Raw genomic sequence first — 11,764 nt, 5'->3', positions numbered from 1 at the left:
GAAATGACGAAAACCCAGACACAGGGCGCGGCCGCGCTCCCATTAAACACGATTCTTTCCGGCGACTGCATCGAGGTGATGAACAGTCTGCCCGAGGCGTCGGTGGATCTGATTTTTGCCGATCCGCCGTATAACCTGCAGCTGAAGGGTCAGTTGCACCGCCCCGACAACAGCCAGGTCGATGCGGTGGATGACCACTGGGACCAGTTTTCCAGCTTTGCCGCCTATGACAAGTTCACCCGGGCCTGGCTGAAAGCCGCGCATCGGCTGCTCAAGCCCAACGGGGCGATCTGGGTGATCGGCTCGTATCACAACATCTTCCGTGTGGGCTCGGCCCTGCAGGATGCGGGCTATTGGATCCTGAATGACGTGATCTGGCGCAAGTCGAACCCGATGCCGAATTTCCGCGGCAAGCGGTTTACCAACGCGCATGAAACGATGATCTGGGCCAGCAAGCGGGAAGGGGCCAAATACACCTTCAACTACGAGGCGCTGAAGGCGTTGAACGAAGGCGTACAGATGCGCAGCGACTGGGTGCTGCCGATCTGCACGGGCCACGAACGTCTGAAGGATGAAAACGGCGACAAGGCGCACCCGACGCAAAAGCCCGAGTCGCTGCTGCACCGGGTTCTGATCGGTTCGACCAACCCGGGCGACGTGGTGCTTGACCCGTTCTTCGGCACCGGAACCACCGGCGCAGTGGCCAAGATGCTGGGACGCGAGTTCATCGGGATCGAGCGCGAGGCAAGCTATCGCAAAGTGGCCGAAAAGCGCATCGCCAAGGTGCGCAAGTTCGACCGTGACGCGCTTGAGGTCAGCGCCAGCAAGCGCGCCGAGCCGCGCGTGCCCTTCGGTCAGTTGGTCGAACGCGGCATGCTGCGCCCGGGCGAGGAGCTGTATTCGATGAACCGGCGTCACAAGGCCAAGGTGCGGGCCGACGGCACGCTGGTGGGCGACAACATCAAGGGCTCGATCCATCAGGTGGGCGCGCATTTGGAAAACGCGCCGTCCTGCAATGGCTGGACGTACTGGTGCTTCAAACGCGACGGAAAAACGGTTCCGATCGACGTGCTGCGCCAGCAGATCCGGGCCGAACTGCACAACTGATCACACCCATACCGCCGGTGCCTGTGGCCTGACACATGGTACCACGCCTTGCCCCGCCGAACCCGGCGGGGTCTTTTGTTTTTGGCCCGGTGATGTTTGGATGGTCGGACCTCATATCCCGCTACAATGCGAGGGAGCATCAGCCAATGACCGACACCGCCGCCACCCCGTCCCGGTTCGGGCGGTTTTTCGTGACCACGCCGGACAGGTTCGATCTGGACAACAAATACACCGAGGCCGCGCTGGAACGGCACAAGCGCGAAGGGCTGGAACTGGCCGTCCGCGCCCGCTGGATCGCCATGGCGCTGACCGGTGTCCTGCTGGTGTTTCTGAACCCGAACTGGGATGTGATGTGGTACCATTTCATCCTGCTGCTGCTCTGCGGCAACGGCTGGTTGATCCGTCGCGCCGGCCGGGTGGGCCAATCCCGGATCGAGCTGTTGTTGATTTTCGTCGATCTGCTGATCATGACGCTGGGCATGATCGTCCCCAACCCGTTCAGCGACGATGTGCGCCCACTGGCGATGCAGTACCGGTTCGACAATTTTCAGTATTTCTTCGTCATCTTGGCCGCGGGTACGCTGGCCTATTCCTGGCGGACGGTGATCGCCATGGGCAGCTGGACGGCGCTGATGTGGACGGTGGGCTGGATCGTCGCCTGGTGGGTGGCTACGCCCATCCCCGGGCTCAGCGAGGCGGTCGCCGCCGCGTTGCAGGGCTATCCTGCCGTGGCTGAATTGTTGGACCCAAACAGCTTCATGGTTCCGATGCGCGTGCAAGAGGTGATCGTGTTCATGATGGTCGCGGTCACGCTGGGCGTGTCGATGCGGCGGCTCAATCGTCTGTTGATCTCAAACGCCGGGCTGGAACGAGAACGCGCCAACCTGTCGCGATACTTCTCGCCCAACGTGGTTGAGCAACTGAGCCAGAACGACGAGCCGCTCAAGCAGGTGCGCAAGGAAAACATCGCGGTTCTGTTCATCGACATCATCGGCTTCACCAAATTTTCGGCCGGGCGTGACCCCTATGAAGTGATCGAGGTGCTGCGGGGCTTTCACGCGCGAATGGAGGCCGAGGTGTTTCACCATCACGGCACGCTGGACAAATATCTGGGCGACGGTCTGATGGCCACGTTCGGCACTCCGGTTCCGACCCCGTTGGACGCGGTCAACGCCCTGTCCTGCGCGCGGTCGATGGTGGACATCATCGACCGGTGGAACCTCGAACGGCGCCGGGCCGGGGAAGAAGAGATCCAGGTGGGCATCGGAGTGCATTTCGGCCCGGTGGTTCTGGGCGATATCGGCGCCAATCGGCTGGAATTCGCGGTGATTGGAGACGCGGTGAACGTGGCCGCCAAGCTTGAGGCGATGACCCGCGAGATGGGGGCCCGTGTCGTGGTCTCGGACGAGCTGCATGAACAGGCGCTACGGCAAGCGGATTCTGCCGTCGACCTGATGGCTGGGTTCGTGCGGCATGACCGGCAGGTGATCCGCGGGGTCGACCAGCCGATGACCATCTGGACGCTCTAGGCGCGCGGCATCGGCAGCTCTGCTCTGTTGTAGGGCCGCCAGTTGGTGATCTCGGGATAGTACTGTTGCCGCCAGGCCCGCACCCGCGGGTTCATCATGCGCCGCCACAGCGGCGGGATCATTGCCGCGACCGTCATCACCGGATAGCCATAGGGCAGTTGCGGGGCCGCTTCGGCAGGGTGGTTCTGCAGCAGCGGAAACCGCCGGTTGGGCTTGTAATGATGGTCCGAGTGGCGTTGCAGGTTGATCAGCAGCCAGTTCGAGGCCTTGTGCGCGGCGTTCCACGAATGGCGCGGCCGGACATGTTCGTATTTGCCGTCGCCCAGGTATTTGCGCGTCAGTCCATAATGCTCGACATAGTTGACCAGCTCCAGTTGCCAGATCGCGGTGCCCGCCTGAACCAGGAACAGCCCCAGCCCCGCCCATCCGCCGAGCAGCAGCGCCAGCGCCAGCATCAGCCCCTGCAGCGTCCAGTACCGCCAGAACGGGTTCGACCGGTCCGTCCAGCTCAGCCCCTTGCGCGCCAGCTTGGCCTTCTCGGCCTGAAACGCGGACACCAGGCACTGGCGCAGGACGCGCGGATAAAAGCGGTGGAACCCTTCGTTGTAGCGCGCGGTCACGGGGTCGCGGGGCGTGCCCACATAGCGGTGATGCACCAGCAGGTGTTCGGATCGGAAATGCGAATACAGCACCATCGCTAGTAGGATGTCGCCCAGCCACCGTTCAAGCCGACCCTTCTGGTGCATCAGCTCGTGGCTGTAGTTGATGCCGATCGTACCCGAGATCACGCCCATCCCGAAGAAAAGCCCGATCTTTTCCAGCGATGACAGGTGTTCGGCGCGGGTGGCGTACCAGATCAAGCCATAGAGCGTGAAAAACTGGACCGGCACCCAGGCCTTGGTCAGCAGGACGTACCAGCGCAGCGCGTCCTCGGGCGTTTCGGGGTCGGCGTTTTCAAGGTTCAGCCCGGTCAGGCCGTCCAGCGCCGCAAACAGCCACCAGGTAGACAGCGGCACCAGCAGCACCCACCAGCCGCCGGCAAAAGCGGTGAACCACAGGATCGGGATCAAAAGGAAGGAAACCCAGAAGGGCAGGGCCGATTGCCAGCGCGACAGGGTGTCAGTCGGGATCATGGTTCAGGCTCCGAAACTCTGCCGTCAGGGTAATCCCGCCCGCTGCGTTTTCCCAGAGGTCGAACTGCCGCGCCATAGATCATGCGCCTTGCGCATCACGGTCGGAAGGTCGCTGGGGCGAAAGGAATGTTTGGGCGTCACCAGCAACCCCTCGGGGTTCACCTCCGCGGGCACGGCGGCGGTCCAGACGCGCAGGATAAGGTGGAAATGGGTAAAGGTATGGCGCACCTCGGCGGGCAGCAGGGTCCAATCGGCCGGAAAGGGCGGCGCCTCGGCTGTGTCCTCGGCCCAGTCCGAGCCTGGAAAGCCCAGCATCCCGCCCAAAAGCCCGGTCTCGGGGCGGCGTTCCAGCAGGATTGCGCCATCGGCGCGCTGCGCGATGTAGACATGGCCGATCCGGGTGGGTTTCGGCGCCTTGGGCGCCTTGCGCGGCAGGTCGGCCTGGGTTCCGGCAGCGCGGGCTTGGCACGGGTCTCGCAGGGGGCAGATGCCACAGGCCGGTGACTTCGGCGTACAGATCGTGGCACCCAGATCCATCACCGCCTGGGCATAGTCGCCGGGGCGTTCGTCCGGGGTCAGCTCGGCGGCCTTCGCCTTCAGAAGAGGCTTCGATTTCGGCAACGGGTCGTGGATGTCATGCAGCCGGGCCATGACCCGCTCGACATTTCCATCGAGCACGGTTTCGGGGCGGTCAAAGGCGATGGCTGCGATGGCAGCAGCGGTGTAGGGGCCGATGCCGGGCAGCATCAGCAGCGCATCATGGCTGTCGGGAAAGCGCCCGTCATGCTGGTCCACCACCGTGCGGGCGCATTTCAGCAGGTTGCGGGCGCGGGCGTAATAGCCCAGCCCGGCCCATTCCGCCATCACCTCGTCGTCGGGTGCGGCGGCCAGCGCCCGGACATCCGGCCAGCGCGAGGTGAAGCGCAGGAAATAATCCCGCACGGCGGCCACGGTGGTCTGCTGCAACATCACCTCGGACAGCCACACGCGATAGGGGTCGGGCTGCACGCCCGAGGCCCTGTCGGCGGGGCTGACCCGCCACGGCAGGTCGCGGGCATGTCGGTCGTACCAGGCAAGCAGGCTGCGGCTCAGGTCGAAGGTGGCGGTGTCACGCAAGTTTTATCCATTTCTCTGTCGGGTTTCGCTGGCGCCCGGATGCACGCCCATTACAATAGCGGCGCAGGAGTTGGAAACCAGATGCAACCAAGACGGTCCACCACCCGCGGGTTCAAACGCACCGCGTCCTTGCTGAGCGATCGGATCCGGAAAGCCGGTGAAAGCCGCGGCTTTGCCGTGTCGCGGCTGTTGACCCATTGGGCCGATATCGTGGGCCCCGACATCGCCGCCATCGCACGGCCGGTCAAGGTGGGCTATGGCAAGGGTGGGCTCGGCGCCACGCTGACCGTGCTGACTACCGGACCGCAGGCTCCGATGCTGGAGATGCAGAAGGACCGTCTGCGCGACAAGGTGAATGCCGTCTATGGCTACAACGCCATCAGCCGCATCCGCATCACCCAGACGGCTCCCACAGGATTTGCCGAGGGGCAGGCCAGTTTCGAACACCGTCCGAAACAGGCGAAACCCACCATCGCACCGGAAGTCGTTGCCGAGGCAGACAAAGTCACGCGCGAAGTTCACGACCAAGACTTGCGTGCTGCCCTTGAACGACTGGGCCGGAACGTTCTATCCAAACAAAAATCGCTGAGAAAGGGCTGAGAATGAGCCGTATCGCAACCGCAATCTGTGCGGTCATCGCCGTGGCCGCTGGCGGCTATTGGCTGACCCAATCGCCAAGCACCGTGCCTGTGCCACAACTGGTCGGCAGCGCTGAAGCGCAAAGCGCCGATCTGGACACCTCGAGCATCGTCGAGATGGTTCAGGGGGCCGAGGATGCACCGGTCGAGATCATCGAATATGCGTCCTATACCTGTCCGCATTGCGCGAATTTCCATCAAGGGCCGTACAAGCAGCTCAAGAAGGAGTACATCGACACCGGAAAGGTCAAGTTCATCTACCGCGAGGTCTATTTCGACCGCTACGGCATCTGGGCGTCGATGGTGGCGCGCTGCGGTGGCCCCGAGAAGTTCTTTGGCATCACCGACCTGATCTATCAGGGCCAGTCCGATTGGACTCGCGCCGGCGGCCCGGCCGAGATCGTGGAAGAACTGCGCAAGATCGGCCGTCTGGCCGGGCTGAGCAACGATCAGCTTGAAGCCTGCCTGCAGGACGGCACCAAGGCGCAAACCCTCGTCGCCTGGTACCAGAAAAACGCCGAGAAAGACGGTATCCAGTCCACCCCGTCCTTCGTCGTCAACGGAAAGAAGGTCGACAACCAGTCCTATGACGAGTTCAAGGCTCTGATCGAAAAGGAACTGGGCAACTGATGACCGGGCCACTGGCCGGTCTCAAGGTTGTCGAGCTGGCGCGCATTCTGGCTGGCCCCTGGGCCGGCCAGACTTTTGCCGATCTGGGCGCCGAGGTCATCAAGGTGGAATCCCCGGCCGGTGACGACACCCGCGCCTGGGGTCCGCCTTTCGTGACCCGCGATCAGGATGTCTCGGCGGCTTATTACCACTCGACCAATCGCGGCAAGGCGTCGGTGATCGCCGATTTCTCGACCCCCGAAGGGCAGGAGAAGGTGCGCGCGCTGGTCGCTGACGCCGATGTGGTGATCGAGAATTTCAAGGTCGGCGGGCTGCAGAAATACGGGCTCGACTATGACAGCCTCAGCCAGTTGAACCCGCGCCTCGTCTATTGCTCGATCACCGGGTTCGGGCAGACCGGACCTTATGCGCATCGGGCTGGCTATGATTTCATCATCCAGGGCATGTCGGGGCTGATGTCCGTGACCGGAGAACCCGATGGCCAGCCGCAGAAGGCAGGTGTGGCGATCACCGATGTGTTCACCGGCATCTATGCGGTGGCCGGGGTTCTGGCGGCGCTGCACCAACGCCAGCGCACCGGGCGCGGGCAGCATGTGGACATGGCCCTGCTGGACGTGGCCGTGGCAGTCACGGCAAACCAGGCGCTGAACTATCTGACCACGGGTCAGGTGCCGCAGCGCATGGGCAATGCACATGTGAACTTGGCGCCTTATCAGGTGTTCGACTGTGCAGACGGACACATCATTATCGCCACCGGCAATGACCGGCAGTACCGGCGCCTGTGTCAGGTGTTGAACCTGCCCGACATGGCCGAGGCGCCCGAATATCTGCACAACAAGGACCGGCTGGCCAATCGCCGCACCCTGATCGCACGGCTGAACGGCGCCACGGCGACCTGGGCCAAGGCCGACCTGCTGGCCGCCTGCGAGGCGCAAGGCATCCCCGCCGGGCCGATCAACACGTTGGACGAAGTCATGGCCGATCCGCAGGTGATCGCGCGCGGCATGCAGATCGAACTGGATGGGGTGCCTGGAATCCGCGCGCCGTTCGTCTTTTCGGATGCCGATCTGAACCTGTCGCGCCCCGCCCCGAAACTGGGCGAAGACGACTAGGGCGGCGGCGCGGCCGTCAGCAACCGCTGACGCACGTCGTCGGCCTGATCCACCTGCAGGCGCACCGGCAGGGTGATGACCTTGCTGCGGAAGGCGGGCGGCAGGCGAACGGCGTCTTTTTCGGTGGTGACCATCTGCGCACCCAGCAACCGCGCCTCGTTTTCCAGCCGGGTCATCAGGGCCGGCGTCAGCGGCTGGTGATCGTCCAGCGCCTCGGCCCGCAGCAGCCTCGCGCCCTGTTGGCGCAATGTCTGAAAGAACTTCTCGGGGTGGCCGATACCAGCAAAGGCCAGAACCGGAGTCTCGCTCCAGTCCATCCCGGTTTGCAGCGCCGTGACTTGACCGGTTGCGTGCGGAACGCCCAGCTTGTTGCCCCATAGCTGCGCGAACCGCTCCTGCGCGGCCGGATCGCCCAGCGACAGCACCAGATCGGCCCGTTGCAGCCCGACATCGACCGGCTCGCGCAGCGGTCCGGCGGGCAGGCACAGGCCGTTGCCAAAGCCGCGGGCCGCATCCACCACGACGATCGAGAATGTCTTGGCCACCGAAGGGTTCTGGAACCCGTCGTCCAGCACGATCGCGCTGGCGCCGGTCTCGGCTGCGGCGCGGGCGCCGGCGGCACGGTCCTTGGCGACCCAGACCTCGGCGAAGGCCGCCAGCAGCAGGGGCTCGTCCCCGACCTGGGCGGCCGTGTGCCGCAATGGGTCCACCCGAACCGGACCTTCGAGCGATCCGCCATGGCCGCGGGTGACTACATGCGGGGTGTGATACGCATCGCGCAATTGCTCCAGAACCCAGATTGCCGTCGGTGTCTTGCCGGTGCCGCCGGCATTCAGGTTGCCGACGCAGATCACCGGCACACCCGGATCGACCCCGGGCCCAGCCGCCACCCGCCGGGCCGTGGCCCGCGCGTATATCCGCCCCAGCGGCGCCAGAAGGCGCGCGCGCAGACCGGGCCGGTCCGGAGGGGTATCCCAGAATTCAGGTGCTCGCATCGTCCATCCGGCCTTTGTCCAACTGGTCCTGAACCATGTCGATCAGCGTGTCCACCTGCGGGGCCCCCTCGGTCACCAGATCCCAACCGGCCAAGGCCATGTCGGCCGCCCGGTCGGGGGCCAGCAGATCGACCAACGTATCGCCCAGCTCGGTTGCGCTTCTGATCACGCAGGCTGCCGAGGCGTTGTCCAGTTGGTCGTAGATGTCCTGATGATGGCCCACGAAAGGGCCGTGAATGACGGCCGACCCCAGCGCGGTCGCGATGATCGGGTCGCAACCGACGCTGCCCTGCTCGAGCGATCGCCCTAGGAAGGTGACCGGGCACAACCGGTACCACAAGCCCAGCGTTTCGGGGTCGTCGCACAGGATCACCTGGGTCATGTCCTCGATCGGGTCGCCGTTTTCCCAGTTGGCGCATCTGAGATCCATGTCTTCGAGCCGGCGCCGAAGCGGTGCGACCTCGCCCCGGTCGGAGACATGCAGGACCATCGCCAGCCGCGGAAGCATCCGCATGGCCTGCCGGTGCGCGCTCAGCACCGAGATGACCTCGCGCGGTTCCACCCAGGCCGCCAGCCAGACCGGGCGCCCCGACACCGCATGTGTTGTTTCTATCAATTCGTCCTCGGGCCAAGATTGCAGCGTCGGATTGATGCGCATAGGCGGGGAAACCGACACTTTGTTCGTCGCCACGCCGAGTCTGCGGATCTGTCGTGCGGTTTCCTCGGACGTTACGTGGATGGCCTGAAAACAGTCGAAGGTGTGGCGGGCGATGTCGGGTACCCATTTCGCCGCCGGCGCTGCGCGGATATCCGGTTCGGCCTCGAGCAGGATCAGAGGTATTCCGGCGTCATGTGCGCGGATGACGAGGTTGGGCATGAGCCCACCGCCAACCCACAACCCGAGATCGGGTTGCCAGTGGTCCAGAAAGCTGCGTGCCGCGCCGGTCCTCTCGGCCGGAAGGCAGACGACAGGGGCGTCGTCCGAGGTCCAGCCGGTCAGGTCTGTCTCGGGCGGAGCGGTTCTGAGGATCGATAGTCCGGGCCGGGTCTGCTGCAACCGACGGCAAAAGTCGTTCGCCGCGCGCAGGCGGTGCCGGTCGGCGATATGAAACCACAACAGTTCGCCCGCGGGGCGCGGGGGGGTGCCGTGATCCTGCGGTCTGGGTACACCCCAGGACAGCACCCGGTAGGCCGCGAGGCTGAGAGAGCGCTGTCTGCTCATGCCGGCAGGCCTTGGTCTGCAGGCGGTGCCAGCCGTCGGATCAGCAGCTCGTGCAGCCGGGGGCCGGCGGCCACGACGCCGTTCAGTCGCGGGTTCGGATTGTTGAACCGCAACCGGTCGCCGGCACGGTCCGAGCACTGCCCGCCGGCTTCGTGCAGAATCAGTTCGCCGGCGGCGATGTCCCATTCCCAGCTTGGGCGCAGGGTCAGCATCCCATCAAACCGCCCCTGCGCGACCAGGGCCATGCGGTAGGCCAGCGAAGGCCGGTAGGCCCGACGAAACGAGGGCGGTCTGGCGTCTTTCCAATGTCGCGGGTCGAGGCTGGGTTTGGCGGCCAGCACTTCGGCCTCGGATTCCGACCGGACCCGGGTCGCCTGAATAGGCTGGCCGTTCAACGTGGCGCCCCCGCCACGCTCCGCCGCGAACAGCAGGTCGCGCAGGGGCAGATAGATGACAGCCGCGATCACCTGCCCGTGCTCGGCCACCGCCAGCGAATGCGCCCAGGTGCTCGAACCTTCGGCAAAGCTGCGGGTGCCGTCGATCGGGTCGATGATGAAGACACGGTCGCGGGTCAGACGGTCGGGGTTGTCTTCGGTTTCTTCGCTTAGCCAGCCATAGCCGGGCCGGGCGGCGGGCAGGCGCTGTTCCAGCATCGCGTTCACGGCCAGATCGGCCTCGGTGACGGGGCCCGCGCCCTGCGGTTTGTCCCAGCGCCGGGTGTCGCGACCCGAATACCGCGTGGCGATCTTGCCGGCCTCGCGCGCCGCGTCGATCAGCAGGAGCAGGTCAGTTTCCGGCAAGCGTCATCCCTTCGATCAGCAGCGAGGGCACCACCCGCGAAAGATAGGGGCGCGCGTCGTTGGCCGGAATGATCCGCATCAGCATCTCGCGCAGGTTTCCGGCGATGGTGCATTCGTTCACCGGATAGGCGATTTCGCCGTTCTCCACCCAGAACCCCGCCGCCCCGCGCGAATAGTCACCGGTGTTGGGGTTGATCGTCGATCCGATCATCGAGGTCACCAGCAGCCCGGTGCCCATGTCGCGCAACAGATCCTCGCGCGTCGCTGTGCCTTGGGTCAGACTCAGGTTCCAGTTGCTGGGCGAGGGCGGGCCGGACACGCCGCGGGCGGCGTTGCCGGTGGGCGCCATGCCCAGCTTGCGCGCGCTGGACAGGTCCAGCGTCCAGCCGGTCAGAACGCCGTCTTCGACGATCGCCCGATGGGCGGTCGGCAGCCCCTCGGCGTCAAAGGGTCGCGATCCCGAAATGCGCGGGCGGTGCGGATCCTCGACCAGAGACAGGTGTGCGGGCAGAACCTGCTGGCCCAGGCTGTCCTTCAACCACGACGCTCCGCGTGCCACCGCAGCGCCATTGCTGGCCGCAAGAAGATGCCCGATCAGCGAGGATGAAATCCGTTCATCGAACAGTACCGGGAACTGGCCGGTCTGCGGCTTGCGCGCGCCGGCCCGTTGCACCGCGCGTTCACCGGCGGTCCGACCGATTTCATCCGGGCTGCGCAGGTCGGTCTGAAAGGTGCGGCTGTCCCCGTCATAGTCGCGCTCCATCCCGGTGCCTTCGCCCGAGATCGCCACGCAGGACACCGACCGGGTGCTACGGGCATAGCCGCCCGAGAATCCGTTGGTGGCCGACAGATGCACCCGATGCGTCCCATAGGCGGCAGCTGCATCCGACACCTGCGTCACGCACGGAACGGCCAGGGCGGCGGCCTCAGCGGCCAGCGCGTCCTGCATCAGCGCGTCGGCGGAAGGTGCGGGCGACGGATCAAACAGTTCCAGCGCGTCGCCGTCCCAGTTCCGCGCCAGTTGGTCGGGATCGGCCAGCCCAGAAAAAGGGTCTGCGGGGGCCTCGCGGGCCATGGCCACGGCGCGCTCGGCCATGGCTTGCAGTGCTTCGGGGCGGCTGTCCGACCCGGACACGATGGCCTGACGCTGGCCCAGAAAGACCCGCAACCCGACATCGATGCTTTCGGCGCGCTCGGCATGCTCCAGCTTGCCGCCGCGCACCTCGACCGAAACCGAGGCCCCGTCGATCACGATCGTGTCCGCCGCCTCGGCCCCGGCTTTGGCGGCCAGTTCGATCATCCGGGCGCTGATTGCTTCGAGTGTGTTGGTCATGTGGCCTCCGACTGCTTGCATTGGACCTAGCCTTCGACAGGCGGCCCCGCAAGCCCCAAGGCGGGCCGGGTCCGGGCGCGGCGGGTGCCAGGAAAACGCGTCTGACGGTGCAGGCCGCGCTGCACGAACCGGGCCTGTTCGACTGATCG

General features: G+C 65.2%; 11 protein-coding genes. 5 read left to right on the top strand and 6 right to left on the bottom strand.

Annotated features, from left to right (window positions below; genetic code table 11):
* Positions 1 to 3: 3 nt before the first annotated feature.
* Both AC2FNS_RS02495 and AC2FNS_RS02490 read left to right on the top strand, forming a co-directional pair.
* Positions 4 to 1,107, top strand: coding sequence for a site-specific DNA-methyltransferase (locus AC2FNS_RS02495; protein WP_496710769.1), 1,104 nt, complete (start codon positions 4 to 6; stop codon positions 1,105 to 1,107).
* Between the two features lie 146 nt (positions 1,108 to 1,253).
* Positions 1,254 to 2,636, top strand: a complete 1,383-nt coding sequence (locus tag AC2FNS_RS02490; RefSeq protein WP_496710768.1) for an adenylate/guanylate cyclase domain-containing protein — start codon at positions 1,254 to 1,256, stop codon at positions 2,634 to 2,636.
* Here AC2FNS_RS02490 and AC2FNS_RS02485 read toward each other — a convergent pair.
* Positions 2,633 to 3,769: an alkane 1-monooxygenase gene (locus tag AC2FNS_RS02485; RefSeq protein ID WP_496710767.1), complete on the bottom strand. Its 1,137-nt coding sequence runs from the start codon at positions 3,767 to 3,769 to the stop codon at positions 2,633 to 2,635. The two genes, AC2FNS_RS02490 and AC2FNS_RS02485, sit on opposite strands and share 4 nt — an antisense overlap.
* A 24-nt stretch (positions 3,770 to 3,793) precedes the next feature.
* Entirely contained in the window at positions 3,794 to 4,885 is a 1,092-nt protein-coding gene (gene mutY / locus AC2FNS_RS02480; RefSeq protein ID WP_496710766.1) for an A/G-specific adenine glycosylase, read from the bottom strand.
* 81 nt (positions 4,886 to 4,966) lie between these two features.
* On the opposite strand from mutY, the gene AC2FNS_RS02475 reads away from it, so the two are divergent.
* The 3 genes from AC2FNS_RS02475 to AC2FNS_RS02465 are packed head-to-tail and all read left to right on the top strand — an operon-like array spanning position 4,967 to position 7,265.
* Entirely contained in the window at positions 4,967 to 5,485 is a 519-nt protein-coding gene (locus AC2FNS_RS02475; protein ID WP_496683957.1) for a DUF721 domain-containing protein, read from the top strand.
* 2 nt (positions 5,486 to 5,487) lie between these two features.
* Positions 5,488 to 6,153 (top strand): DsbA family protein, encoded by a 666-nt coding sequence (locus AC2FNS_RS02470; protein WP_496683955.1) that lies wholly within the window; start codon positions 5,488 to 5,490, stop codon positions 6,151 to 6,153.
* Positions 6,153 to 7,265 (top strand): CaiB/BaiF CoA transferase family protein, encoded by a 1,113-nt coding sequence (locus tag AC2FNS_RS02465; RefSeq protein WP_496710765.1) that lies wholly within the window; start codon positions 6,153 to 6,155, stop codon positions 7,263 to 7,265. Before AC2FNS_RS02470 ends, AC2FNS_RS02465 begins: the two co-directional genes overlap by 1 nt.
* Here AC2FNS_RS02465 and lpxK read toward each other — a convergent pair.
* The 4 genes from lpxK to AC2FNS_RS02445 are packed head-to-tail and all read right to left on the bottom strand — an operon-like array spanning position 7,262 to position 11,615.
* Positions 7,262 to 8,260: a tetraacyldisaccharide 4'-kinase gene (gene lpxK / locus AC2FNS_RS02460; RefSeq protein ID WP_496710764.1), complete on the bottom strand. Its 999-nt coding sequence runs from the start codon at positions 8,258 to 8,260 to the stop codon at positions 7,262 to 7,264. The genes AC2FNS_RS02465 and lpxK overlap by 4 nt on opposite strands.
* Positions 8,247 to 9,482 carry a 3-deoxy-D-manno-octulosonic acid transferase gene (locus AC2FNS_RS02455; RefSeq protein ID WP_496710763.1) on the bottom strand — a complete coding sequence of 412 codons (1,236 nt, stop codon included), beginning with the start codon at positions 9,480 to 9,482 and terminating at the stop codon, positions 8,247 to 8,249. Before AC2FNS_RS02455 ends, lpxK begins: the two co-directional genes overlap by 14 nt.
* Complete coding sequence (locus tag AC2FNS_RS02450; protein ID WP_496710762.1) at positions 9,479 to 10,282, bottom strand: inositol monophosphatase family protein; 804 nt, start codon at positions 10,280 to 10,282, stop codon at positions 9,479 to 9,481. The genes AC2FNS_RS02455 and AC2FNS_RS02450 overlap by 4 nt, the downstream gene beginning before the upstream one ends.
* Positions 10,269 to 11,615, bottom strand: coding sequence for a TldD/PmbA family protein (locus tag AC2FNS_RS02445; RefSeq protein ID WP_496710761.1), 1,347 nt, complete (start codon positions 11,613 to 11,615; stop codon positions 10,269 to 10,271). Before AC2FNS_RS02445 ends, AC2FNS_RS02450 begins: the two co-directional genes overlap by 14 nt.
* Positions 11,616 to 11,764: the final 149 nt, after the last annotated feature.

Source organism: Ruegeria sp. BHSA191 (assembly GCF_059613325.1).
The sequence above is the reverse complement of the archived record's forward strand: the minus strand, read 5'-3'. Positions and strand labels throughout refer to the sequence as shown.

Excerpts from the sequence above, each read along its gene's own strand:
- AC2FNS_RS02495 (WP_496710769.1), top strand. The coding sequence starts at position 4 with ATGACGAAAACCCAGACACAGGGCGCGGCCGCGCTCCCATTAAACACG.
- AC2FNS_RS02490 (WP_496710768.1), top strand. The coding sequence starts at position 1,254 with ATGACCGACACCGCCGCCACCCCGTCCCGGTTCGGGCGGTTTTTCGTG.
- AC2FNS_RS02485 (WP_496710767.1), bottom strand. The coding sequence starts at position 3,769 with ATGATCCCGACTGACACCCTGTCGCGCTGGCAATCGGCCCTGCCCTTC.
- AC2FNS_RS02475 (WP_496683957.1), top strand. The coding sequence starts at position 4,967 with ATGCAACCAAGACGGTCCACCACCCGCGGGTTCAAACGCACCGCGTCC.
- AC2FNS_RS02470 (WP_496683955.1), top strand. The coding sequence starts at position 5,488 with ATGAGCCGTATCGCAACCGCAATCTGTGCGGTCATCGCCGTGGCCGCT.
- AC2FNS_RS02465 (WP_496710765.1), top strand. The coding sequence starts at position 6,153 with ATGACCGGGCCACTGGCCGGTCTCAAGGTTGTCGAGCTGGCGCGCATT.
- lpxK (WP_496710764.1), bottom strand. The coding sequence starts at position 8,260 with ATGCGAGCACCTGAATTCTGGGATACCCCTCCGGACCGGCCCGGTCTG.
- AC2FNS_RS02455 (WP_496710763.1), bottom strand. The coding sequence starts at position 9,482 with ATGAGCAGACAGCGCTCTCTCAGCCTCGCGGCCTACCGGGTGCTGTCC.
- AC2FNS_RS02445 (WP_496710761.1), bottom strand. The coding sequence starts at position 11,615 with ATGACCAACACACTCGAAGCAATCAGCGCCCGGATGATCGAACTGGCC.